The following is a 24323-nucleotide window of genomic DNA, read 5'->3' on the forward strand; positions in this document are numbered from 1 at the left end:
ACAACTTTACGGAAGGGGAGGGCGCACCTGTCTGTGAGTGCAACTCTGTGCGACAGGTGTGGTCAGAAGCGGTTGTCATTATGGCGCGTACCTTGTGCATGCGGTAGGGCGCGAGCCGCGCAGCGGTCATGTGGCCGTTCAAGTTGCAGACTGTTGATAGAAACACGTCATAAGCCTTTGTCACAAAACGTAATGCATGCTCAAATTGAACATCGTCAGTGAAGGTGAAGGCATGTTCCGGCTTGCGGAACCGTCTGAAGTGGATCTGGTGTGTTTTCGTACAGACTCAAGTGGCTGTAAAACCGTACAATGCCTGTTTTGGGCGTTATCATTCAAGCGTCTGTCGACAGGCTTTCCCGCTGTCTGTACTCCCTGTCCATGCGGGAGCAGTCAGTGCCGTCCGACAGCCGTTTCTGGTCAATCAACGAGATGTTCGCGCTACCGCGCAGGAAATAAAGCGTTTTGAAGAAATCCACCCCAGCACCCAGCGCTGTCCCGCTCTGGCGACAGCAATTGCACTACCGGCTCAAGGAAGGGGCCCTGATCGCCTTTGGCGCACTGTGCCTGTATCTGATGATGGCCTTGCTGACCTACGATCAGAGCGATCCCGGCTGGAGCCACACCAGCAGCAATGCGGCACAGGTGCAGAATGCCGCAGGACGTGCAGGTGCGTTCTGTGCCGATATTCTGTTCATGATTCTGGGCTATTTCGCCTACATCTTCCCGCTGTTGCTGGCGATCAAGGCCTGGCAGGTGTTTCGCCATCGCCATGAGCCTTGGCAATGGAGCGGCTGGCTTTTCTCCTGGCGTCTGATCGGGCTGGTGTTCCTGATCCTGGCGGGCGCTGCGCTGGCGCATATCCACTTCCATTTCTCGGCCGGCTTCCCGGGCTCGGCAGGCGGTGTACTGGGCGAAGTGCTCGGCGATCTGGCCAAGAAAGCGCTGAATATTCAAGGCAGCACCTTGCTATTCATCGCCCTGTTTCTATTCGGTCTGACCGTGTTTACCGACCTGTCCTGGTTCAAGGTGATGGATGTCACCGGCAAGATCACCCTCGACCTGTTCGAACTGTTTCAGGGCGCTGCAAACCGCTGGTGGACTGCCCGCGCCGAGCGCAAGCAGATGGTTGCGCAGCTGCGTGAAGTGGACATGCGCGTCAACGATGTGGTCGCGCCTGTAGCGCCCGATCGGCGCGAGCAGGCCAAGGCCCGAGAGCGTCTGGTGGAGCGTGAAGCGTCGTTGAGCAAACACATGACCGAGCGCGAAAAGCACGTGCCCGCAGTCATCGCGCCAGCGCCTTCGAAGCCTGTAGAGCCCAGCAAGCGTGTGATGAAGGAAAAGCAGGCCCCGTTGTTCGTGGACAGCGCAGTTGAGGGTACTCTGCCGCCGATTTCCATCCTCGACCCTGCGGAGAAGAAACAGCTCAACTATTCGCCGGAGTCTCTGGCGGCTGTCGGCCACCTGCTGGAAATCAAGCTCAAGGAATTCGGTGTGGAGGTGTCGGTAGACTCCATCCATCCCGGTCCGGTGATTACTCGTTACGAGATCCAGCCAGCCGCCGGCGTCAAGGTCAGCCGCATTTCCAACCTCGCCAAGGACCTTGCGCGTTCGCTTGCCGTGACCAGCGTGCGTGTGGTCGAGGTGATTCCGGGCAAGACCACGGTCGGTATCGAGATCCCCAACGAAGACCGCCAGATCGTGCGCTTCTCCGAAGTGTTGTCGACCCCCGAATACGATAACGCCAAGTCGCCCGTCACCCTGGCGCTGGGCCACGACATTGGCGGCAAGCCGGTGATTACCGATCTGGCCAAGATGCCCCACCTGCTGGTAGCCGGTACGACCGGTTCCGGTAAGTCGGTGGGTGTAAACGCCATGATCCTGTCGATCCTGTTCAAGTCCGGCCCGGAAGACGCCAAGCTGATCATGATCGACCCGAAGATGCTCGAACTGTCCATCTACGAAGGTATTCCGCACCTGTTGTGTCCGGTGGTCACCGACATGAAGGACGCCGCCAACGCCCTGCGCTGGAGCGTTGCCGAGATGGAGCGTCGTTACAAGCTGATGGCGAAGATGGGTGTACGTAACCTGTCCGGCTTCAATCAGAAGGTCAAGGAAGCCCAGGACGCCGGTGAGCCGCTTGCCGATCCGCTGTACAAGCGCGAAAGCATTCATGACGAAGCGCCGCTGCTGAGCAAGCTGCCGACCATCGTCGTGGTGGTGGACGAGTTTGCCGACATGATGATGATCGTCGGCAAGAAGGTCGAAGAGCTGATCGCACGTATCGCCCAGAAAGCGCGTGCTGCGGGTATCCACCTGATTCTCGCGACCCAGCGTCCGTCAGTGGATGTGATCACCGGTCTGATCAAGGCCAACATTCCGACGCGTATGGCGTTCCAGGTGTCGAGCAAGATCGACTCGCGGACCATCATCGACCAGGGTGGCGCCGAACAGCTGTTGGGCCACGGCGATATGCTGTACATGCCGCCAGGCACCAGCCTGCCGATTCGTGTGCATGGCGCGTTCGTTTCCGACGAAGAAGTGCATCGTGTGGTAGAAGCCTGGAAGTTGCGAGGTTCCCCGGACTACAACGACGATATTCTCGCTGGCGTCGAAGAGCCCGGCAGCGGCTTTGATGGCGGTAGTGGCGAGGGCAGTGAAGACAGCGAAAGCGACGCGCTTTACGATGAGGCCGTCAAGTTTGTGCTGGAAAGCCGCCGTGCATCGATTTCCGCCGTACAGCGCAAGCTGAAGATCGGCTATAACCGCGCAGCACGCATGATCGAAGCGATGGAAATGGCAGGGGTCGTGACCTCCATGAATACCAACGGTTCGCGTGAAGTCCTGGCCCCCGGGCCGGTGCGCGACTGATTTTTTACCACCCCGTATTGCGGCGACGGCGTGCACGCCACGCCGTCGCATCATCATCGACTTCAAAGAGGAATCCAATGCGCCTTATCCGCATGCTGTTGGCCACCGCACTGACCTTCTCCATGATTCCCGCCCATGCCGACAGCAAGGACGTGGCACGCCTGACCCAGTTGCTGGAGAAATCCCAGACCCTGACCGCCCATTTCTCACAACTGACGCTGGACGGTAGCGGCACGCAGTTGCAGGAAACCACCGGCGAAATGGCCCTGCAGCGCCCCGGCTTGTTCAACTGGCACACCGATGCGCCACAGGAGCAGTTGATGGTCTCGGACGGCAAGAAAGTTTCGCTGTGGGACCCTGATCTGGAGCAGGTCACGATCAAGAAACTCGATCAGCGCCTGACCCAGACTCCAGCCTTGCTGCTGTCCGGTGACGTATCGAAGATCAGCGAAAGCTTCGACATCACCGCGAAAGAAGCGGGTGGCGTGATCGATTTCACGCTCAAGCCCAAAACCAAGGACACGCTGTTCGACAGCCTGCGCCTGTCGTTTCGCAACGGCATCATCAACGACATGCAGTTGATCGACAGCGTCGGGCAGCGCACCAATATCCTGTTCACCGGGGTCAAGGCCAACGAGTCGATCGCAGCCAGCAAGTTTCAGTTCCAGATTCCCAAGGGCGCTGATGTCATTCAAGAGTAAAAGGGCCGATTTCTGACCATGGATTTGTTCAGCCGCGAACCGATAGCCCAGCCTCTGGCTGCACGTTTGCGTGCTACCAACCTGGATGAATATGTCGGTCAGGAACATGTACTTGCCCACGGCAAGCCTCTGCGTGAGGCGCTGGAGCAAGGCGCACTGCACTCGATGATTTTCTGGGGGCCGCCCGGCGTGGGCAAGACCACCCTGGCGAAGCTGCTGGCCAAGGTGTCGGACGCGCACTTCGAGACGGTTTCGGCGGTGCTCGCCGGGGTCAAGGAAATCCGTCAGGCAGTGGAAGTGGCCAGGCAGCAGGCCGGACAGTACGGCAAGCGCACCATCCTGTTCGTTGACGAAGTGCACCGCTTCAACAAGTCACAGCAGGACGCCTTCCTGCCTTACGTCGAGGACGGTACGCTGATCTTTATCGGCGCGACCACCGAAAACCCCTCGTTCGAACTCAACAACGCCTTGTTGTCCCGGGCGCGTGTCTACGTGCTCAAAAGCCTGGACGAAGCGGCGCTGCGCAAGCTGGTCAATCGTGCCCTGACCGAAGAGCGCGGGCTGGGCAAGCGGCAACTGACCCTGAGCGATGAGGGGTTTGCGATTCTGATGTCTGCCGCCGATGGCGACGGTCGGCGCATGCTCAACCTGCTGGAGAACGCTTCGGATCTGGCCGAAGACGGCAGCGAAATCGACGTCGGGCTGCTGCAAAGTCTGTTGGGTGACAGTCGACGCCGCTTCGACAAGGGCGGCGAGGCGTTCTATGACCAGATATCGGCCTTGCACAAGTCGATTCGCGGTTCAAATCCCGATGCGGCGCTGTACTGGTTTGCGCGGATGATCGACGGCGGCTGTGATCCACTGTATCTGGCGCGCCGCGTGGTGCGCATGGCCAGTGAAGATATCGGCAATGCCGATCCTCGTGCGCTGCCCTTGTGCATGTCCGCCTGGGATGTACAGGAACGCCTTGGCAGTCCCGAGGGCGAGCTGGCGGTCGCACAGGCCATTGTCTATCTCGCCTGTGCGCCGAAAAGCAACGCGGTCTACATGGCGTTCAAGGCGGCCATGCGTGAAGCGGGTGAGCACGGTTCGCTGGAGGTTCCGCTGCACTTGCGCAATGCGCCTACCAAGCTGATGAAGCAGCTCGGTTATGGCGAAGAATATCGCTATGCCCATGATGAGCCTGATGCTTACGCAGCTGGCGAAGACTACTTTCCAGATGAGCTGGAGCCACGGCAGTATTACCAGCCTGTGCCTCGCGGTCTGGAGCTCAAGATCGGTGAAAAGCTCAGGCATCTGAACGCATTGGACGATGCCAGCCCTCGCAAGCGGAGAAAGTGATGATTCAGACTATTCTTGCGGTGTCGATTGCCGGGATCGCTGGTACATTATTGCGCTTTGCAACAGGCACCTGGGTCAGCGCCAACTGGCCACGTTATTTTTACGCGGCGACGCTGGCAGTCAACATCGTCGGGTGCCTGATCATCGGTGTACTGTACGGACTGTTCCTGCTGCGTCCGGAAGTACCCATCGAAATTCGTGCCGGCTTACTTGTCGGCTTTGTAGGCGGTCTGACGACCTTTTCATCCTTTTCACTGGATACTTTGCGCCTGCTGGAAAGCGGGCAGGTACCGCTGGCCCTCGGCTATGCCGGTATCAGTGTATTCGGCGGGCTGCTCGCAACCTGGGCTGGCCTGTCCCTGACCAGACTTTGATAGACGAGAGAACGATATGCTCGATTCCAAACTGTTACGTACTCAACTTCAGGACGTAGCGGATCGCTTGGCTTCCCGTGGTTTCACGCTGGATGTGGCGCGCATTGAATCGCTGGAAGCCCAGCGCAAGGTAGTGCAGACCCGCACCGAACAGCTGCAGGCCGAGCGCAATGCCCGTTCCAAATCCATTGGTCAGGCCAAGCAGCGCGGCGAAGACATTGCGCCGTTGATGGCTGATGTCGAGCGCATGGGCAACGAGCTGAGCGAAGGCAAGGTCGAGCTGGACGGCATTCAGGCCGAGCTGGATGCACTGGTGCTGAGCATTCCGAACCTGCCTCACGAGTCCGTGCCGGTCGGTGCCGACGAAGAAGGCAACGTCGAAGTACGTCGCTGGGGTACGCCGACGTCATTCGATTTCGAGGTCAAGGATCACGTTGCGCTGGGCGAGAAGTTCGGCTGGCTGGATTTCGAGACCGCCGCCAAGCTGTCCGGCGCGCGTTTTGCGCTGCTGCGTGGCCCGATCGCACGTCTGCACCGTGCCCTCGCACAATTCATGATCAATCTGCACATCAACGAGCACGGCTACGAAGAGACCTACACGCCCTATCTGGTGCAGGCTCCAGCGTTGCAGGGGACAGGTCAGCTGCCCAAGTTCGAGGAAGACCTGTTCAAGATCTCCCGCGAAGGTGAAGCCGACCTGTACCTGATTCCGACTGCCGAAGTGTCGCTGACCAATATCGTGTCGGGTGAAATCCTCGACGCCAAACAGCTGCCTCTCAAGTTTGTCGCCCATACCCCTTGCTTCCGCAGTGAAGCGGGCGCGTCCGGGCGTGATACCCGCGGCATGATCCGCCAGCACCAGTTCGACAAGGTCGAGATGGTCCAGATCGTTGCGCCTGACGACTCCATGGCCGCGCTCGAGTCGCTGACCGGCAACGCCGAACGCGTGCTGCAACTGCTTGAACTGCCTTATCGCACGCTGGCGCTGTGCACCGGCGACATGGGTTTCAGCGCGGTGAAGACCTACGACCTGGAAGTCTGGATTCCGAGCCAGGACAAATATCGCGAAATCTCTTCCTGCTCCAACTGCGGTGATTTCCAGGCGCGCCGCATGCAGGCTCGCTGGCGCAACCCGGAAACCGGCAAGCCGGAGCTGGTCCACACCCTCAACGGGTCGGGCCTGGCGGTAGGCCGCACACTGGTGGCGGTGCTGGAAAACTATCAGCAGGCGGACGGTTCGATTCGTGTGCCTGAGGTGCTCAAGCCTTACATGGGCGGCCTTGAGGTCATCGGTTAAATGGAATTTCTGCCGCTGTTCCATAACCTGCGTGGCAGCTGGGTGCTGGTGGTTGGCGGCGGTGAAATCGCCCTGCGCAAATCACGTCTGATTGCCGACGCCGGGGCAGTGCTGCGCGTGGTTGCGCCGGAAATCGAGGCACAACTGAGCGAACTGGTTGTCCAGAGCGGCGGTGAGATGATCCTGCGCGGCTACAGCGAGTGCGACCTCGATGGTTGCGTGCTGATCATTGCTGCGACGGACGATGAGCCGCTCAATGCTCAGGTGTCCCGCGATGCCCGCTTGCGTTGCGTTCCGGTCAACGTCGTCGACGCCCCGGCGTTGTGTACGGTGATCTTTCCGGCCATCGTCGACCGATCGCCGCTGGTGATCGCCGTGTCCAGTGGCGGCGATGCGCCGGTGCTGGCACGTTTGATTCGCGCCAAGCTGGAAACCTGGATTCCGTCCTCCTACGGTCAGCTCGCCGGGCTGGCCGCTCGTTTTCGCAATCAGGTCAAAGGCCTGTTTCCGAACGTGCAGCAGCGTCGGGCGTTTTGGGAAGAAGTTTTTCAGGGGGCCATCGCCGATCGCCAACTGGCCGGGCAGGGCGCCGAGGCCGAGCGCATGCTGATCGCCAAGATTGCCGGCGAGCCGCCTCCCGAGACCGGTGAGGTCTATCTGGTCGGTGCGGGTCCCGGTGATCCGGATTTGCTGACTTTTCGGGCCTTGCGCCTGATGCAGCAGGCGGATGTGGTGCTGTACGACCGCTTGGTTGCACCGACGATTCTTGACCTGTGCCGTCGTGATGCCGAGCGGGTCTACGTTGGCAAGCGCCGTGCGGAACATGCCGTTCCGCAGGAGCAGATCAACCAGCAACTGGTTGCGCTGGCAAAGCAGGGCAAGCGAGTGGTGCGTCTGAAGGGCGGTGATCCGTTCATATTCGGCCGTGGCGGCGAGGAAATCGAAGAGCTGGCGGCGCATGGCATTCCGTTCCAGGTGGTGCCTGGCATCACCGCTGCCAGCGGTTGCGCGGCGTATGCGGGTATACCGCTGACGCACCGTGATCACGCGCAATCGGTACGTTTTATCACCGGGCACTTGAAAAACGGCACGACCGATCTGCCTTGGTCAGACCTGGTAGCGCCTGCGCAAACACTGGTGTTTTACATGGGGCTAATCGGTTTGCCAGTCATCTGTGAGCAGTTGATCCGGCACGGTCGCTCTGCCGACACGCCTGCTGCACTGGTCGAGCAGGGCACCACCGTCAATCAGCGTGTGTTCACGGGTACCCTTGCAAACCTGCCGCAACTGGTCGCCGAGCATGATGTTCATGCGCCGACGCTGGTGATCATTGGTGAGGTGGTCAAATTGCGTGAAAAGCTGGCGTGGTTCGAGGGCGCTCAGGCGACTCTCTGATGCCAATGGTGGGTAGCCCGTCCGGGCTATCCACCCCTTCTTCCCATACGTCAGTTGTTCCAGACACCTTCACCGGACAGTCGCTCACGGTCATGATCGGCCTGCAGATCGAGTGCGGGCCCCTTCGGTATGATGCCGGTCGGGTTGATGGTGCGATGGCTCCCGTAGTAATGCCCTTTGATGTGCTCGAAACTCACCGTCTCTGCGATCCCCGGCCACTGATACAGCTCGCGTAGCCAGTTGCTGAGATTGGGGTAGTCCGCGATGCGCCGCAGGTTACATTTGAAGTGGCTGTAATACACCGCATCGAAGCGCACGATGGTGGTGAACAGGCGTATGTCTGCTTCAGTGAGGTGTTTGCCTGTCAGGTAACGCTTTTCGCCGAGCAGGTTTTCCAGCACGTCCAGTTCAGCGAACACATCGTCGAACGCCTCCTCATACGCGCCCTGCGAGGTGGCGAAACCAGCCCGGTATACGCCGTTGTTGACCTTCGGGTAGATCTGCTCGTTAAGCTCGTCAATGCTCGCGCGTAACGCTTGCGGGTAGAAATCCAGCGTATTGCCGGTCAGCTCGTCGAATGCAGAATTGAACATGCGGATGATTTCCGCAGATTCGTTGCTGACGATGCATTGCTGCTGCTTGTCCCACAGCACCGGAACGGTGACACGGCCGGTGTACCGAGGGTCGTCGGCGGTGTAGCGTTGGTGAAGGAACTGCAGGTCATCCAGTGCATCGCCGCTGGAGCCTTTCTGCTGGTCGAAGGTCCAGCCGTTTTCCAGCATCAGCCAACTGACTACCGAAACATCGATCAGGCTTTCCAGGCCTTTGAGCTTGCGCAAGATAAGCGTGCGGTGTGCCCACGGGCACGCCAGAGACACGTACAGGTGATAGCGGCCCGCCTGCGCAGCAAAACCGCCTGCACCGGACGGTCCCGGCTGTCCATCGGGCGTGACCCAACTGCGTCGCTGAGCATTTTCGCGCTGAAATGCGCCATCTTTGCTGCTTTCGTACCACTGGTCTTGCCAGTGTCCTTCGACCAGAAGGCCCATGTCTGACTCCCATTTCCAGGTGATAGAGCTTGGAGGTCAGCGCGGGTGCATCGGTTCGACTGGATTATGGCCTTTCATTGTCGAAAGGCCGGCGGGTCACAGATTCATCTTGCGGCGATCCCAGAATACCTGCGCCTGGGCGAAGGCCTCGTCGCGATCGACGCCCAGGCCGCGCAAGGCGAGCGCCATGGTCGATATCAAGGCCAGTTGCGGGTAACTGTCTTCGATTTCTCCTCGCCACAAGGCCAGCAGTTGCTGCGGGTCGAGCGTTGCCGGTTTTACGTGGCGGCGCGGTGAGAGCGCTGGCCATTCTTCATCCCACGGCTGGCCGCCGGTGGTGCCGTACAGGTGGCTGATGGTGTCGGGGTTGATCTCGATTTCGCCGCCATCACCTTTGACCACGATGGCGTTGTCGCCGAGCAGGCTGCTGGCATCGCGATGCACGCTTTGATAGCCCGGGTGAAAAATGCTTTGCAGGCCGCAACGCGCCTGCAGCGGATTGAGAATCCTCGCCAGCGAGTGAATGGGCGAGCGCAGCCCCAGCGTGTTGCGCAGGTCGATCATGCGCTGCAACTGCGGTGCCCAGTCGGTGAGCGGAATGAACGCCAGCTGTTCTTGCTCGAGCGAGGTCTTGACCGCTGACCAGTTGCGGCACAGAGGAATCTTCAGCAGGTCCAGTAGTTGCTCGGTGTACAGACGCCCTGCGGTATGCGCGCCGCCGCCGTGCAGGAGGATCCTGACGCCGTTTTGCGCCAGGCATTTGGCCGCCAGCAAATACCACGGCAGGTGACGCTTTTTCCCGGCATAGGTTGGCCAGTCGATGTCGACTTGCATGGCAGGAGCGTTGAGACGTTCGCGCACCGCTTCGGTAAACCCTGCCAGCTCCTCGGGGCTTTCTTCCTTGTGACGCAGCAGCATCAGAAACGCCCCGAGTTGGGTGTCCTCGACTTTTTCATCGAGCAACATGCCCATGGCTTCCCGTGCTTCCTCGCGAGTCAGGTTGCGCGCGCCACGTTTGCCTTTGCCCAGAATGCGAACGAACGCCGCAAAGGGATGTTCTTCAGGTGTTTCAGTGACAAGCGCAGCGTAATCATTCATATGCAATTGGTCGGTTTGGGCAGGCCCGCCAGCTTGGCGGCGAGTTTGGCGGGAGTGCCGTTGAACAGGCGGTTGAGGTGCATGCTGTTGCCTTTTTCCGCACCCAGCTTCATCGCGGTGTATTTGATCAGCGGTCGTGTCGCGGGCGAAAGCTGGAACTCGGCGTAAAAACCGCGCAGCAGTTCGAGGATTTCAAGGTGCTCGGCACTCAGCTCGATGCCTTCCTCGGCGGACAGGGCGTGGGCGACGTCCAGCGACCAGTCGCTGAGGTCTTGCAGAAAACCATCCTTGTCCAGTTCGATGCTGCGCCCGTCAATGTTCAACTGTTTCATAACCAGGTATTGACCTTGTCGAAGCGCAGCGACAGTTCAACGAACGCCGGGTAGTCGATGCTGTTGACTCCGGCAGGGAGAGGCAGATTGCGTGCGCGGAGGTCTTCGTCGAGGGCGAACAACTGCGATGATTCGACCAGAGGCTGAAGGGCTTTGAGCTGCGTGCAGGACGGCATCAGCGCATAGGTGGCATCGCCACAGAGCAGTACGCCATCATCATTGCCCAGCAAGCGCAGGCAACTGTCCAGCCGGGTGTCGGCAAACGGCGAGTGAGAGAGAACGTGCAAAGTAGCCATCAGATGGTAATCACCTCGTCGTACCGGTCAAAAAGTGCTGACAATTCCGCGCGCGTGGTCAACTGGCTCATCTCTTCGCTCAATGCGCCAAGGGAGATGCCGCGCTCGGCCAGGCTCTGTCCGCAGACGTAAAGGTCTTCGACACCGAACATCGGCAGGGCTTTCAGGTTTGCAGTCAGGTCTTTCTGTTGCAGGGCGTCGGGCGACTGCCGTGGCGACAACTGAAAAACCCCGTCGTCCAGAAACAGCAGGCCCACCGACAGATCGAATGCACCGCCCGCCAGTACGATATCCAGCGCCTCGCGGGCACCGGGGCCGGACCACGGCGACTGGCGGGTGACAACCAACAGTGATCTGGGCATCTCATGGCCCTCCGAAGCAGATCAGGCGATCAGCCGATTGCACGGCATCGTGCAACTGGCCCAGCCCGGACAATTCCCACGGCTCGCGCAGGTTTGCCGCCGGCCGCTGATAACGCTCGGCCTCTTGCGTGTCGAGCACACCGCGACGCAACGCGGCGGCAATGCACACCACGCCGTCCAGCTTGTGCTCGACGATGAAGTCACGCCACTGCAGTGCCACATCCTGCTCGTCCTGCGGCGTCACGACGTTGGCCGACGCGCTGTGTACGCCGTCTTGGTAGAAGAACAACCGGACAATTTCGTGCCCGCCTGCCAGCACCGCCCTGGCGAACTGCAAGGCTCGCCGAGAGGAGGGCGCATGGGCGGCGGAAAAAAGGGAGATGGCGAATTTCATGATCGGCTCTGCCAACAAAACATGCGCAATGATAAAGAATTCAACGGCAGGCGTGTGAGTTTGGCGCGTGCTGACCCGCAAATGCGGGGTCAGGGCGCAACAGCTTGAGTTTCGATTGATGTCCAACGGGCATCAATCGATGAAAACATAGCACTTATCGTTTCAAAGTGTGTCCGGCAGACTCCTTCCTCACAAGCGCTTACAACACTCTAATAAGATCGCTGGAGAACACTGATGCACGGCTCATCCTCATTACGAAAAGAATCCTCCCGGTCGAAGGCAGGCGCGGTATTTCGGGTCACCTCCGGTAATTTCCTCGAGCAATTCGACTTCTTCCTGTTCGGCTTCTATGCCACCCAGATCGCTTCCGCCTTTTTCCCGGCCAGCAGTGAGTTTGCTTCGCTGATGATGACCTTCGCGGTCTTCGGGGCGGGCTTCCTGATGCGTCCGCTGGGTGCCGTCATTCTCGGTGCCTACATCGATGACGTGGGCCGCCGTAAAGGTCTGATCGTGACGCTGTCGATCATGGCCAGTGGTACGTTGCTGATCGTTCTGGTGCCCGGTTACGCGAGCATCGGCTTGTGGGCACCGGCCCTGGTATTGGTCGGACGCTTGCTGCAAGGCTTCTCTGCCGGTGCGGAATTGGGCGGGGTGTCGGTGTATCTGGCAGAAATGGCGACACCCGGCCGCAAGGGCTTCTACACCAGTTGGCAGTCAGGTAGTCAGCAGGTGGCAATCGTTGTCGCCGCTGCACTGGGTTACGGCCTGAACCAATGGATGGCACCTGCTGCTGTGGCCGATTGGGGCTGGAGAATTCCGTTTGCCATCGGTTGCCTGATCATCCCGTTCATTTTCCTGTTGCGCCGCAGCCTGCAGGAAACCGAAGAGTTCGCTACTCGCTCTCACCGTCCGACCATGCGACAGGTGTTCGCGACGCTGCTGCAAAACTGGCGTGTGGTGATTGCCGGAATGCTGATGGTGGCGATGACCACTACCACCTTTTACCTGATCACCATCTATGCACCGACATTCGGCAAAACCGTACTCAACCTGAGTACTGCCGATGCGCTTCTGGTGACGCTGCTGGTCGGTGTCTCCAACTTTATCTGGCTGCCGGTCGGCGGCATGTTGAGTGACCGTTTCGGGCGCAAGCCACTGTTGGTCGCGATGACCCTGCTGACCATCATCAGTGCGTACCCGGCGCTGTCTTTCCTCGCCCTGGCGCCCAGCTTCGGCCATATGCTGGAAGTGCTGTTGTGGTTCTCGTTCCTGTACGGCTTGTATAACGGCGCGATGATTCCGGCGCTGACCGAAATCATGCCGGTAGAGGTGCGTGTTGCCGGTTTCTCGCTGGCCTACAGCCTGGCGACGGCGGTTTTCGGTGGTTTCACTCCGGCGATCTCGACCTGGCTGATCCACCTGACCGGCGACAAGGCTGCACCTGCTTACTGGATGACATTTGCTGCAGCCTGTGCGTTGGGCGCCACACTGGTGCTCTACCGGCACATCTCGACCCGCCCGCAACTGGCTGTTTAATCAAGGAAAAATAACTATGAAATCGTTATACAAACATCAACTGGCAGCGCTTTTTCTCGGCTGTATCGCGGTCAGTGCGGCGGCGCAGGCTGAACAGCTCAAGGTCATGACCTCCGGCGGCTTTACGGCTGCGTACAAACTGCTCGGACCGCAATACGCGGCGTCTTCCGGGGACTCGCTGGACACCATTCTCGGCCCATCGATGGGCAAGGCACCCGAGGCCATCCCGAATCGTCTGGCCCGGGGCGAGCACGCCGATGTGGTGATCATGGTCGGCTATGCGCTGGATGATCTGATCAAGCAAGGCAAGGTAGACCCGGCATCGCGGGTCGAACTGGCTGATTCGCGGATCGGCATGGTGGTGAAGGAGGGCGCGGCCAAGCCTGCGATCGGCACCGACAGTGAGCTTAAGGCCACCTTGCTCAAGGCCAGGTCGGTGGCTTACTCCGACAGCGCCAGTGGCGTGTACATCGAAAAAGAGCTTTTCAAAAAGCTCGGTATCGAGAAAGAACTCGCGCCGAAGGGCAAGATGATCGAGCGCATCCCGGTGGCTTCGGTGGTTGCCAAGGGCGACTACGAAGTGGGCTTTCAACAGGTTGCCGAGCTGCTGCCGATTCCCGGCGTGACGTTCGTGGCGAAGATCCCGGAAGACGTTCAGTCGGTAACGCGTTATGCCGCGGGCATCCCGGTCAATGCCGAGCACCCGAAAGAAGCGAAAGCGTTGCTGGATTACCTGGCATCCCCGAAAGCCCAGGCTACGGTGCAGTCCACCGGGCTGGATTCAGTTCCCCGCTGAGCGTGACGGCATTTTCCTGACCAGTTGCTCCAGCTCGAGGGCTGCCGGTGTCAAGGTCCTGCCACGACGCTTGATCAGCCCTACGTTGCGAATCACCTCGGGCGCAACCAATGGCACGCTCACCAGAAACGGGTGAGCGGTCATCGGCATGGCGATGGAGGGCACCGCAGCCACGCCAAGGCCCGCTTCGACCAGGCCGATCATCGTCGTGACATGGCGGGTTTCGCAGATGCTTTCCTTGTGCGGGCGCGAAGGTGCCAGCGCCTGATCCAGCACCAGACGATTACCCGAGGTGATGTCCAGGGCGATGTAGTCATGGCGGTACATCTCTTCCCAACTGACGCTTTCGCACGTAGCCAGCGGGTGATCCCGCCTGCAGGCCATTACGTAGCGTTCCTGCAGCAGCAGTTCGAAGTCCACTTCCGGCGCCAGATTGCCGCTGAAACTCACCCCGAAATCGGCTTCGCCCAGGGCAACTGCGCTGTTGACCTCGTTGGCGCTGGCATCCATCACCCGGATTCTGATTTTCGGAAACAACCGATGGAAAGCGCTGATGACCTGCGGCATGAAGTAATAGGCGGCTGAAGGCACGCAGGCAATCGTCACGCTGCCCATTCGCGTGGAGCCGACGCCTTCGATGGTCATCAATGCGCTGTCCAGATCGTCCAGAATGCGCTCGACCTGAGGCAGAAATGCGCGGCCGACCGTAGTCAGACTGACCCTGCGGGTGGTGCGCTCGAACAGCTTCACGTTCAGTGCAGACTCGAGCTTTTCTATCCGCCGACTGAGCGCAGGCTGGGTGATCTGCACGGTTTCAGCGGCCTTGCGGAAGCTGCCGTTCTCCACTACGGCACGAAATGCCTGGAGGTCGTTGAGGTCGAAATTGATGGGCATTTGAACGTTGATCTATTGATACAGGATGCGCATCAATATATCAGACGGCGCGGGCTGAGCCGCGAGGCCTGCCGTCAAGTCGTCAATGTCTTGGCAAGCGCAATCGCGTTGGGTATATCCAGCTGGCTGGAGGCAAATGATTTGATCAACAGCGATTTTGGCAGGGCCCAGTCCCACTTTTCCCGGATCAGATTCTTCACATCTTTCAACAGGGGCTCCACATCGGTTGCATCCAGCTCTGCAATCCTGGCCAGTGCTGTCCGCACGCTTTCCTGAGAGGCACTGATTTCCAGTACCAACCCCGAAGCTGTGCACATGACCCCAGCCTGGTTGAGCAGCAGGCACAGCGCATCATTGGTGTAGTCGCCCGCCCAGGTCAGCAGGTAGCTGCTTGAGGTCGAACCCGTCAGGCGCTGGTCAGCCAGCCCCAGCCGGTGAAAGGTCTGGCGCGCTTCCGCCAGCAGGGCTTGTGCATTGGCATCAAGGAACGGGCAGGGCGTGACCTCCGTCAGTACCGCGCGCATTTCTTCACGCACCCGGTCATGGATCTTGGCGCCCAGCCCGTCGAATACCGGAGGTTCGCCGCCACGTGCGCGTATGACCGCAATGACTTTCTTTTCCAGGTCTACATCCATGACCTGCCAGCGTTTGCCTGCGAAGATGATGCGTTGCCCCAGGGTCAGCGGGCGACTGACAGGAATGGAACCCAACGGCTTGCCATCGCGAAGCAGTCTGAATTCCTCATCGCTGCTGAATGCACTGTAAAACTCATAGTGGTTGACCAGCTTTTCACCGATTTCGCCAGGCAATAGCAGGCCAGAGCTGTCCTGGACGATCAGTTTCTTTTCACCCAGAGCCTTGAGAAGGGCCATGAAGTCGGTTTTATCAATGGCTGCAAATGTTCCGCTCGCGATCAGCTCATTCCACAGCTGCGAAGCATGTGCACCACCTTGCTGCGCAATCGTCGACAGGCATTGCTGAACCAGCGTCGAGGCGTGCAGGCCGTTGGCTCTCGGAGGTTCGAACCACTTCTCTATCAACAATCGAATCATGGCGATCGTCTGCACCAGGTTTTGCCGGAGCTGATCCGAGAGGTCCGAATCAGGTGTCAGGGTGTCTTCCTGGCAATAGGCACGAAGTGTGGCAGGCTCACCTGCGCGACGTCCGGAGCGACCCAGTCGCTGGCGCAGGCTGGCCACTGATGGCGGAGGTCCGATCTGCGCAACTGCTTTGATGTTGCCGATATCGATCCCAAGCTCGAGGGTCGTGGTGCAGACGGCCGAGGCGGGCGGGCTACCCGCTTTCAGTGCTCGCTCCGTATCTTCACGCAAGTCTCGGGACAAGCTTCCGTGGTGAGGCAGGAACTCATTCGGCAAACCGTCGTTTTCGCACAAGTGCCGCAGCCTGTCGGCGTACCATTCAACCTTGTCGCGGCTGTTGGGAAAGATCAGGTTGTTACTGCCACGCAGCACCTTGTACATATGCGCGGCTATGGCGTGTCTGGTCCCGGAGACATCCTCTTCCTGCTCTTCATCCTGATCGGCGTTGTCGTCGTCTTTTGTCACGACCATCTGCAGGTTTGCCGCCAGTTTGTTCATCGGCAGCATGGTGTAACCGCGTACCTGAACCTGAAGGTCCTGGCCCGAGGCTCGAGAAATGATTTCGTCCATGCGTCGGCCTTGCCCCGGACGCAGGAACTCGCGGGCGAGTGCCATCTCGCCCAGGGTCGCAGACAGGCCTACGCGTGGCAGCTTTTTGCCGACAACCGTTTCTACGCGGTGCATCAGGGACTGCAATTGTTTACCGCGCTCGCTGCCGATGAACGCGTGTAATTCGTCGATGACGATATAGCGAAGGGGCTGAAAGAGCCCCGCAAGCGCCGAGCCCCGGTTCACGAACAGGGCTTCCAGCGATTCTGGGGTTATGAGCAGGATCCCTCTGGGCGATTTCAGAAAGCGGTGCTTCCTGCTTGCCGAAACGTCCCCGTGCCAGCCGACCACCGGGATTTCCAGGCGCTCGCAAAGACGTGTCAGCCTGTCCCACTGATCATTGATCAAGGCCTTGAGCGGGCTGATATAGAGCACAGCGCCTGGCGCATCGGTGTTGTTGAGCAAATGGGTCAGAATGGGCAGAAACGCCGCCTCGGTCTTGCCCGCTGCAGTGGAGGCCGCAATGATGACGTCGCGATCAGCGTCGATCAGCGCAGGTATGGCACATTCCTGAGCATCCCTGAGCGATGTCCAGCCTTGCGACCACACCCATTGTTGTACATCGGGGTGAAGCCGTTCGAATGCGGATGAGTCAGAGCTTGAAGCTTGTGAGTTCATCATCGGCCTCTACAGTGAAATCACTTTTGCCGCCGTCATCCCTGGCAATGTCAATGGCGCCCAAAAGGTTTCTCCAGTCGGCCTCAGGGTTTTGCTCAAGAACCGCCAGCAGGTTGATGAACGCGGTGATGGTGGTGCGTGGCGTTCGAAAGTAAGCTTCGCCCATACGCTGACCGCAGTGCTCGATGAAGGCCGGGATGGCCTCTTCCGGAAGCAGGTAGTGTTCCGCGTCGCCGTAGGCATAAACGTTACGCAGGTTCAGCAGGAGGACGTAGAAGTCCTCCGGGGTCAGGCTGGTCAGCCGAATGACAGGGCCGGAAAGGTCGACGTAGCCAGCCTTGGCAAAGGTGTTTTCTGCCAGGCGTGACTGTAAAGCCGGGTAGCTGTAGAGGCCGCGGCGAGTGTCCATCAGGAATTCCGGCGTGCCGCCCAGAACGAAGCCCAGCCCGTCAGTCGACCCTTGCAGTGAGTCATTGAGGATGCGCAGGATCTGTTCGTAGTTCGCATTGCGAGCCTGCGTGTTGGCAAGCTTGTAGAGGTTGACCAGTTCGTCCAGGCACACCATAAGCCCGCCGAAGCCTGCCAGGCGCACAAATCGGGAAAGCAGTTTGAGCTGATCGTACACGGACGCGTCGTCAACGATGCTTCTGACCCCGAGGGCCGCTCGTGCGTCCGTCCTGGTGGTGAATTCCCCCCGAAGCCAGCGTATTGCATCGGCTTTGAGCTGTTCGTTGCCTTCGTTAAAGCCACGGCAGTAAGCCGCTATGACTTCGGCAAAGTCATAGCCGTTGACCATTTCGGTAAGCTCGGCGAGGTTCTGGCGTATGACGGTCTCGCTGTCTACGCCTTTACTGCTCGCGTGGGTTCTGGCCTGGGAAATAAACTTTTCGACGATACCCTGAAGCGCGCCACCGTCCGGCTTGGTACGTGTAGACATGTTCTTGGCAAGCTCGGCGTACAGGGAGCGCGCCTGACCACCTGAAGCGTGCAGGCGTCGATCGGGGTTCAGATCAGCGTGCATCGTCACCAGCTTGCGTTCCATCGCAATGCCTCTGACCAGATTGAGGAAGAACGTCTTGCCCGCGCCATACTCGCCGACCACGATACGAAAGGCAGAACCACCTTCGGCCAGCCTGTCTACATCCTTGATAAGAGCTGCCAGCTCACCCGCTCGTCCGACCTGAATCAAGTGCTGCCCGACACGAGGAACGACACCTGCGCGCAGTGATTGAATGACCGCATCGCGATCCTTGGCTCGTATCTTGTTCATAGGGCAAGCTCGCTTAAAATATCCGGGTTGATTTCGATAGGGTCATCGCCCTCGGAAACCGGCATGTCGAACAACTCGAATGCCATATCGTTGATTTGCTCCAGCGCACCGTCGAGCATCAACGCCATACCTGCCGTCGCGACTTCCAGCTCTCGTCGACTCCATTGGTTGCGCGAGACCAGCAGGCGCAGAAACGCAGAGTGCCCCGCATCGAGTCCATGGAGATGGGTGCCAGTGCCTGGGGTGTCTTGTGAAGCATCGTCTTCGGCTATCTGCGTGTCGTCCTGCTGCTCGTCCTCTTGATCGTCACGAAAAACATCAGCCAGCAGCGCCGAAGCCTCTGCCGTTTCGCGTCGCAACCGGGCAACCCTGTCCATGTCCAGCACGATCCCGGAGCCTTGCTTCTTGTCGGGGCCTGTTGCTGTAGCGGCTGACAGCGCTGTCGAGACCTGTCCTGTATGCGAACCGGCCGCAGCATCATGGAGGTTGCTGTAAAGAGCGTGTGGATTGAGTTGAAGTGCCCTGTAGATCCGCTCAAGCAATCTGACTTTCTCAGGCGTAACCGCTCCGTCAGCGTGGGCAAGGTGAGTCAGGCAACCGACGATGGTCTGCTTTTCTTCCTGATTCAGCGAACCCAGCTTCTTTTTCAGGCTTGCCAGGTTGGGCGGCTGCTGCAGTTGCATCGACAGATACGCCTTGAGACGTGTTCGATGCGCGACACGCAGATGCTCCCATGAGTCGATATGCCGTTCGAGCAGTGCAACTGCATGCTGACTCGTGCCGCCATCAACCGCTGCCACGCTGCTGGCGAGATCCAGAGTGACGACAGCCGCGTTGTAGTCCGCTGTCACCCGCGACATGCCAGGATCGGGCCCGGTCGCGAACAGAACGATGCTGTCCTCAGGTTTGGGCGCACGATTGCCCGCCAGCACATCCGGTTCCATTCCTATGTGCATGTCTTCAAGTACTTTTATCAGCGCGATGATCTGGTTGCGTGCCTGGGCACCGTCAGACTTGAAACGTATCGCCAGCTGATCAAGCGTCATCAACTTCGTGGCAGGGCCGACCTCCGATTGAAGCTGTCGCAGTTCATGTCTGGCGTATTCGGGCCATAGCGATACCGGCAGCAACAGCAGCGCCTCCAATGACTCATGCTTAGCGAGATCATCGGCATTGCGGCCCATGTACCGACTGAATGGAGCAAGCACTGAAGCACAGCCCTGCACGAGGACCTGGATTTTCTTGCGGGTGGCGGACGTAATGCTGACGTCTGGCAGATCCCCCACCGGTATTTCCGGTACATCGAGGTAGGCGGACGATGGGCGATAGGTGACCCATAGTCGGGTCTTGTTCCTCAGCAGCTTCAGGCCGTCGGGAAACTGCTCTTCATATTCGGCTCTGAACAGGCGCTGAAACAGATCTGCGCATCTGCCAACAGGTTTGCCGCGCGAGATATTCGGATCCGTCAGCGCCCAGGACAAGGCCCAGGATGCGTTCAACGGGTATCTGTCGATGGCCATCTGGCCCAGCGCCACTCGCAGCACGATGGGCATTTCATAGCGATCGGCCGACTCCATTGGTGGCTCGCGCAAATACATCTGCCCTGAAATGACAGGCATGTTCAGGTATTCGAGAAGCCGCGAAGCCTGGTTGTAAAACGAAAGGTCCCGATGATAAACAGTCCGCAAACGCTCGATTTCCTGTTTTATCGCGGGAATCTCTTTTCGTGCATCGGGATCAGAAAGGCTGTCGATCAGTAAACGCCGTTCAAGGCCGTGGAAAAACATGAACAGGTAACCACTGCTTGCTTCAGGATCACAACGTCCCCCTGCCAGCCACTGCAGATAGCCCCTGCGCGCGGCTGGTTCAAGATCTTTGTAGGTCGACCAATAGTAGGCCGCCCCCGCAACGGGAGGCGTGTCGGAACCGGCCACCGGCAAGGCTGCGTCTATGAAAGAAGGTTCGGATAGTCTGAATTCGGGGTTTTGCGTGCCTGTGTAGATCATGCCGCCGGGCAAGATGATATCGGCCACGGTGAGCGGCTCACCTGGACGCAGCCATCTGGCTTTCGCCGGGCGATCAGGTGCCTTGGGGATGCTGAAAGAGTGGGTGCCGGGTGAGTCCTGCCGGATGGTAAAGAACTCGGATTCACGCTCTGGATGGCGCATCTGCGAGGAGGAAGGTGAGGGTGCCTGTTCCGGCGGCGTGTCCGCCTGCGGTTGCGTACCGCCAACCAGGTTGGGAGACGGCCTGCTGAAGCGCGCATAACGGCCTATGGCCAGGTCAGCGTAGTTCTCATCGGACGCCTTGGTATGGATACGGCCTGAACAAGGCTGAGTGCCGCCGGCGAGATTCTCTGACGCCCGACTGAAGCGGGCATATCGACCGATCGCGAGGCGTTCGAACTCTTCATCGGTAAGGCGTCTTCCCAAGGTGGCTGGCGCTGAGTCGTGGCCGTCAGCCTCGGCAGCTTGCCGAATCTCGTCCGCATGGCGTTGCGTGCCTCCAACAGGATGGACAAGCGTTCGGCTGGGGGCCATTGGGGTCTTCCATGGTTCATCGGCTGGCAAACTGGCAGTATCCACATTTTGTCAGCGCGGGCCAAGCATCGGCGGATGAGCTTGCGGATGCATCAGCCAAACCCCGGAAACGACAAAGCCCTGAATAATCAGGGCTTTGCGCTGCCAAATATGGCGGAGGCATAGAGATTCGAACTCTAGGACCTGTTACAGTCGGCAGTTTTCAAGACTGCTGCCTTAAACCACTCGGCCATACCTCCACTTCGTTGCGGGCGCCATAATACCGGAATGAAACAAGCTGTCAAACTCTGTGACTAGCCAGTTGCAGCGCCTCTGTTATGATCTTTGCAACTCAACATTTCAACAGCAAGGAGTTTCGCCATGCGCGAACAGGATTACAGCCTTAAAACCGGCATGCAGGCCGACCAGCTCGAGGTTAGTCGTGTCCTGCGCAATACTTACGGTCTTCTCGCCCTGACACTGGCTTTCAGTGGTGTCATGGCCTTCGTCGCTCAGCAGATGCGCGTCGGCTACCCGAACATTTTCGTGGTGCTGATCGGCTTCTACGGTCTGTTCTTCCTGACCAACAAGCTGCGTGATTCGGTCTGGGGTCTGGTGTCGACCTTCGCCCTGACAGGTTTCATGGGGTTCCTGCTGGGCCCGATCCTCAACCGTTACCTGGGCATGGCCGGGGGGGCTGAAGTGGTCAGCTCCGCCTTCGCGATGACGGCTCTGGTATTCGGCGGTCTCTCGGCCTATGTACTGATCACTCGCAAGGACATGAGCTTCCTGGGTGGTTTCATTACCGCAGGTTTCTTTGTCCTGCTGGGTGCGGTAGTGGCCAGCATGTTCTTCCAGATCAGCGGTCTGCAACTGGCTATCAGCGCGGGCTTCGTGCTGTTCTCGTCGGTGTGCATTCTGTTCCAGACCAGCGCGATCATTCAGGGTGGCGAGCGTAACTACATCATGGCGACGGTCAGCCTGTATGTATCGATCTATAACCTGTTCATCAGCCTGCTGCAGATCTTCGGCATCATGAGCCGCGACGACTGATTTACCTGGCCTGAACATTCAGGCCACTGCGCTTCAACAAAAGCCCCGACTCGTCGGGGCTTTTTGCGTTTCTGTGTCGGGGAAAAGTGTCAGCTTTGGCCAATGGCAAGGCTGGCGAAATGCTGTTCATAGCGGCTGAGTGGGGCGCGTCATTACCCAAGGCATTCGTGGTCAGTCGAAGCCATAAAATTCCTGACCTATCAGTCATATTTATCAAGCTTGTTACAGTCTGTTCAAGCGCTTATCGACGATCTCATCATCACAAAAAATAATATCAGGCGATTCTCCAATGCCTGTAGGCGCTTGCCCGTTTGAGGCCACTTGACATCATCGAACAGCGCTGGACACAAGATTTCAAGATGTGTCAGTTTTGTTACGCAACACGATTTCACGCTTCATACGCAACACGATTTCACGCTTCACCAGGCGAGTGACCGGACTCTCTCGCTACAGGGGAGAGTCTTGTCTTACCTGACCTGTCAATCAATCAGCAAACAAGGAAGTGTCATGACGAAAGTCAAAGAAAATGCTGCAATCCAACTTTCCGCTGCTACCAGCACCTCTTTCGACCAGATCAATGCGTTCGCGCACCAGTATGACCGTGGCGGCAACCTCACGATCAATGGCAAGCCCTCGTATTCAGTCGATCAGGCCGCTGATTATATTCTTCGCGACGACGCCTCCTGGACGGATCGCGATGGCAACGGCACCATCAACCTCACTTACACGTTCCTGACGGCCAAACCTGCCGGGTTCGACAATTCGCTGGGGACTTTCAGTGCGTTCAACGCGCAGCAGAAAGCACAGGCAGTATTGTCGATGCAATCCTGGGCAGACGTTGCCAAGGTCAGCTTCACCCAGGCAGCTTCCGGCGGCGACGGGCATATGACCTTCGGCAACTACAGCAACGGCAGTGCAGGCGGGGCAGCTTTTGCCTACCTGCCCAGCGGCAACAGCCGTACTGACGGCCAGTCCTGGTACCTTGTCGATAATAGCTACAAGGTCAACACCACCCCGGACAATGGCAATTACGGTCGTCAGACCCTGACCCATGAAATCGGCCACACCCTTGGCCTGTCTCACCCAGGTGACTACAACGCGGGCGAGGGCAATCCGAGCTACAAGGACGCCACTTACGCAGAAGATACCCGTGGCTACAGCGTCATGAGCTACTGGAGTGAGTCCAACACTGACCAGAACTTCGTCAAGGGCGGCGCTCCGTCGTACTCTTCGGCGCCGTTGCTGGATGACATCACTGCCGTTCAGCAGCTCTATGGCGCGAACATGAGCACCCGTGCCGGTGATACGGTCTATGGGTTCAACTCCACTGCCGGGCGCGATTTCTACAGCGCCACCTCCGCCTCGTCCAAGGTGGTGTTCTCGGTGTGGGATGGCGGGGGCAAGGATACCCTCGACTTCTCAGGCTTCACCCAGAACCAGAAGATCAACCTCAATGCCGCGTCGTTCTCGGATGTCGGTGGCATGGTGGGCAACGTTTCGATCGCCAAGGGTGTGGTGGTTGAAAACGCGCTGGGCGGTTCGGGCAATGACCTGTTGATCGGCAATGCTGCCGCCAACGACCTCAAGGGTGGTGCCGGCAACGACATCATCTACGGTGGTGGCGGCGCCGACAGCCTGACCGGTGGTGCAGGTGCCGACATCTTCGTGTTTGGCGCCAGCTCTGATTCCAACCGTGCAGGCCAGGATACGATTCGTGATTTCGTCAGCGGTCAGGACAAGATCGACGTATCGGCCATTTCCACGCTGAGCGCGCTGCAGTTCGTCAACGCGTTCAGCGGCCACGCTGGCGAGGCGATCCTCAACTATAACCAGAGCAGCAATCTGGGCAGTCTGGCGATCGACTTCACCGGTCAGGGCATTGGCGATTTTCTGGTCGGTACTGTAGGTCAAGCATTGGCTACTGATATCGTGGTTTAATCTGTAACAATCATGGACGACCCTGCGGTTGTCCATGATCTGAAAAGTACCCCGCCATGAAGATCACTCACGTTTTTCGAATCGTGCCAGCAGCCTTTGCGCTGCTGGTGGGTATTTCTGGAGCAAGCCTGGCCATGAGTTTGAAACTGCCCAATCCTGATGAACTCAGCGGCAAGTGGCGACTTTCTCTTCAGGGAAAGACGAACGAAGTCTGTGAACTGCATCTCAATACCGAAGTACCGCAACTGACGGGCGATCTCGCCTGCGCAGTGAAGTGGTTGCATGAAGCACCCACTGGCTGGTTTCCGACTCCGGATGGCCTGGCGTTCACCGACAAGGAAGGCAATCGCCTGATTCACCTCAATAACATGGGGAATCAGATCTATCAGGCGCCCCTGCCTGGCGGTGAAGTGCTGGTCCTTGGACGGCTCGCCGATTAAGCGTTTCACGGACCTACGCGAATTGTTTGTCAAAACCCAGGGA

The 24323-nt window shown here is 58.8% G+C and carries 21 protein-coding genes and 1 tRNA gene; 11 read left to right on the forward strand and 11 right to left on the reverse strand.

The genetic code is table 11. The annotated features are described in order from the left end of the window. Positions 1 to 462 precede the first annotated feature (462 nt). The 6 genes from ftsK (at position 463) to cysG (ending at position 7976) form a co-directional block, all read left to right on the forward strand. The gene (gene ftsK, locus KBY02_RS12400) at positions 463 to 2868 is read left to right on the forward strand and encodes a DNA translocase FtsK (protein ID WP_003405080.1); all 2406 of its coding nucleotides are present in this window, start codon (positions 463 to 465) and stop codon (positions 2866 to 2868) included. Between the two features lie 77 nt (positions 2869 to 2945). Next, complete coding sequence (gene lolA / locus KBY02_RS12405; RefSeq protein WP_024639671.1) at positions 2946 to 3569, forward strand: outer membrane lipoprotein chaperone LolA; 624 nt, start codon at positions 2946 to 2948, stop codon at positions 3567 to 3569. An 18-nt stretch (positions 3570 to 3587) separates the two neighbouring features. After that, positions 3588 to 4910, forward strand: a complete 1323-nt coding sequence (locus KBY02_RS12410; RefSeq protein ID WP_003405078.1) for a replication-associated recombination protein A — start codon at positions 3588 to 3590, stop codon at positions 4908 to 4910. Further along, positions 4910 to 5284 carry a fluoride efflux transporter CrcB gene (gene crcB, locus KBY02_RS12415; RefSeq protein ID WP_003317947.1) on the forward strand — a complete coding sequence of 125 codons (375 nt, stop codon included), beginning with the start codon at positions 4910 to 4912 and terminating at the stop codon, positions 5282 to 5284. Before KBY02_RS12410 ends, crcB begins: the two co-directional genes overlap by 1 nt. Before the next feature lie 16 nt (positions 5285 to 5300). Continuing rightward, a complete protein-coding gene (serS, locus tag KBY02_RS12420; RefSeq protein WP_003317946.1) occupies positions 5301 to 6581 on the forward strand; it encodes a serine--tRNA ligase in 1281 nt (426 codons plus the stop codon). After that, the gene (cysG, locus tag KBY02_RS12425; protein WP_024652457.1) at positions 6582 to 7976 is read left to right on the forward strand and encodes a siroheme synthase CysG; all 1395 of its coding nucleotides are present in this window, start codon (positions 6582 to 6584) and stop codon (positions 7974 to 7976) included. It abuts the gene before it with no gap. Between the two features lie 50 nt (positions 7977 to 8026). On the opposite strand, the gene KBY02_RS12430 is transcribed toward cysG, so the two are convergent. From KBY02_RS12430 to tusD, 6 genes are all read right to left on the reverse strand, one after another. Then, on the reverse strand, positions 8027 to 9025 hold the full coding sequence (locus KBY02_RS12430; protein ID WP_011268267.1) for a glutathione S-transferase family protein: 999 nt from the start codon (positions 9023 to 9025) through the stop codon (positions 8027 to 8029). 96 nt (positions 9026 to 9121) lie between these two features. Next, positions 9122 to 10123 (reverse strand): glycosyl transferase family protein, encoded by a 1002-nt coding sequence (locus tag KBY02_RS12435; protein ID WP_096135300.1) that lies wholly within the window; start codon positions 10121 to 10123, stop codon positions 9122 to 9124. Next, positions 10120 to 10455 carry a TusE/DsrC/DsvC family sulfur relay protein gene (locus KBY02_RS12440; RefSeq protein ID WP_011268265.1) on the reverse strand — a complete coding sequence of 112 codons (336 nt, stop codon included), beginning with the start codon at positions 10453 to 10455 and terminating at the stop codon, positions 10120 to 10122. Before KBY02_RS12440 ends, KBY02_RS12435 begins: the two co-directional genes overlap by 4 nt. After that, positions 10452 to 10751, reverse strand: coding sequence for a sulfurtransferase complex subunit TusB (tusB, locus tag KBY02_RS12445; RefSeq protein ID WP_011268264.1), 300 nt, complete (start codon positions 10749 to 10751; stop codon positions 10452 to 10454). The genes KBY02_RS12440 and tusB overlap by 4 nt, the downstream gene beginning before the upstream one ends. Then, positions 10751 to 11113: a sulfurtransferase complex subunit TusC gene (gene tusC, locus KBY02_RS12450; protein ID WP_096135301.1), complete on the reverse strand. Its 363-nt coding sequence runs from the start codon at positions 11111 to 11113 to the stop codon at positions 10751 to 10753. The genes tusB and tusC overlap by 1 nt, the downstream gene beginning before the upstream one ends. Position 11114: 1 nt before the next feature. Further along, positions 11115 to 11507 (reverse strand): sulfurtransferase complex subunit TusD, encoded by a 393-nt coding sequence (gene tusD / locus KBY02_RS12455; protein ID WP_011268263.1) that lies wholly within the window; start codon positions 11505 to 11507, stop codon positions 11115 to 11117. A gap of 234 nt (positions 11508 to 11741) precedes the next feature. Here tusD and KBY02_RS12460 point away from each other — a divergent pair, with 234 nt between their 5' ends. Next, complete coding sequence (locus KBY02_RS12460; protein ID WP_011268262.1) at positions 11742 to 13043, forward strand: MFS transporter; 1302 nt, start codon at positions 11742 to 11744, stop codon at positions 13041 to 13043. A gap of 16 nt (positions 13044 to 13059) precedes the next feature. Next, the gene (locus KBY02_RS12465) at positions 13060 to 13839 is read left to right on the forward strand and encodes a substrate-binding domain-containing protein (protein WP_011268261.1); all 780 of its coding nucleotides are present in this window, start codon (positions 13060 to 13062) and stop codon (positions 13837 to 13839) included. On the opposite strand, the gene KBY02_RS12470 is transcribed toward KBY02_RS12465, so the two are convergent. The 5 genes from KBY02_RS12470 to KBY02_RS12490 all read right to left on the reverse strand — a co-directional run bounded on the left by KBY02_RS12470 (position 13825) and on the right by KBY02_RS12490 (position 21109). Beyond that, the gene (locus tag KBY02_RS12470) at positions 13825 to 14733 is read right to left on the reverse strand and encodes a LysR family transcriptional regulator (protein WP_011268260.1); all 909 of its coding nucleotides are present in this window, start codon (positions 14731 to 14733) and stop codon (positions 13825 to 13827) included. The genes KBY02_RS12465 and KBY02_RS12470 overlap by 15 nt on opposite strands. 74 nt (positions 14734 to 14807) lie before the next feature. Further along, a complete protein-coding gene (locus tag KBY02_RS12475; RefSeq protein ID WP_024652454.1) occupies positions 14808 to 16991 on the reverse strand; it encodes a DEAD/DEAH box helicase in 2184 nt (727 codons plus the stop codon). A gap of 43 nt (positions 16992 to 17034) precedes the next feature. After that, complete coding sequence (locus KBY02_RS12480; RefSeq protein ID WP_024639662.1) at positions 17035 to 18330, reverse strand: ATP-binding protein; 1296 nt, start codon at positions 18328 to 18330, stop codon at positions 17035 to 17037. Next, on the reverse strand, positions 18327 to 20870 hold the full coding sequence (locus KBY02_RS12485; protein ID WP_116830448.1) for a TerB N-terminal domain-containing protein: 2544 nt from the start codon (positions 20868 to 20870) through the stop codon (positions 18327 to 18329). The genes KBY02_RS12480 and KBY02_RS12485 overlap by 4 nt, the downstream gene beginning before the upstream one ends. A gap of 151 nt (positions 20871 to 21021) precedes the next feature. After that, positions 21022 to 21109, reverse strand: a tRNA-Ser gene (locus KBY02_RS12490). 121 nt (positions 21110 to 21230) lie between these two features. Between KBY02_RS12490 and KBY02_RS12495 the strand changes: the two genes are divergently transcribed. The 3 genes from KBY02_RS12495 (at position 21231) to KBY02_RS12505 (ending at position 24280) form a co-directional block, all read left to right on the forward strand. Then, positions 21231 to 21902, forward strand: coding sequence for a Bax inhibitor-1/YccA family protein (locus tag KBY02_RS12495; protein WP_002553978.1), 672 nt, complete (start codon positions 21231 to 21233; stop codon positions 21900 to 21902). A 507-nt stretch (positions 21903 to 22409) separates the two neighbouring features. After that, positions 22410 to 23840: a serralysin family metalloprotease gene (locus tag KBY02_RS12500; protein ID WP_003405046.1), complete on the forward strand. Its 1431-nt coding sequence runs from the start codon at positions 22410 to 22412 to the stop codon at positions 23838 to 23840. 56 nt (positions 23841 to 23896) lie between these two features. Further along, a complete protein-coding gene (locus tag KBY02_RS12505; protein WP_003405045.1) occupies positions 23897 to 24280 on the forward strand; it encodes a protease inhibitor Inh/omp19 family protein in 384 nt (127 codons plus the stop codon). Positions 24281 to 24323 lie beyond the last annotated feature (43 nt).

The sequence above is a fragment of the Pseudomonas sp. P129 genome (genome assembly GCF_020312195.1).
GTDB classification, from domain to species: Bacteria; Pseudomonadota; Gammaproteobacteria; order Pseudomonadales; family Pseudomonadaceae; genus Aquipseudomonas; species Aquipseudomonas fragariae.